The 223-nt window shown below is 51.1% G+C and carries 1 pseudogene; it reads left to right on the plus strand.

Features of this window, described 5'->3' with window-relative positions:
* Positions 1–223, plus strand: a pseudogene (locus M0413_RS22875) (retention module-containing protein); the annotation flags it as partial.

The raw sequence follows: 223 nt of genomic DNA on the forward strand, positions 1-223 counted from the left end.
CGACGTGGCCGGCAACAGCAAAACTGTTACCCAAGATGTGGTGATTGACACCAAGATTGACCAAGACGGTGACGGTAACACCGTGGCCATCACCGCCATCACTCAAGACACCGGCAGCTCCAGCAGTGACTTTATCACCAACGACAACACTCTGATTTTCAAAGGTACCGTCGATTTGGATGACAACAGCACCTTAGCCGTCACCATCAATGGTGTGGTTTAC

Source organism: Shewanella sp. 8A, assembly GCF_023475945.1.
In the GTDB taxonomy this organism is placed as follows: Bacteria; Pseudomonadota; Gammaproteobacteria; order Enterobacterales; family Shewanellaceae; genus Shewanella; species Shewanella xiamenensis.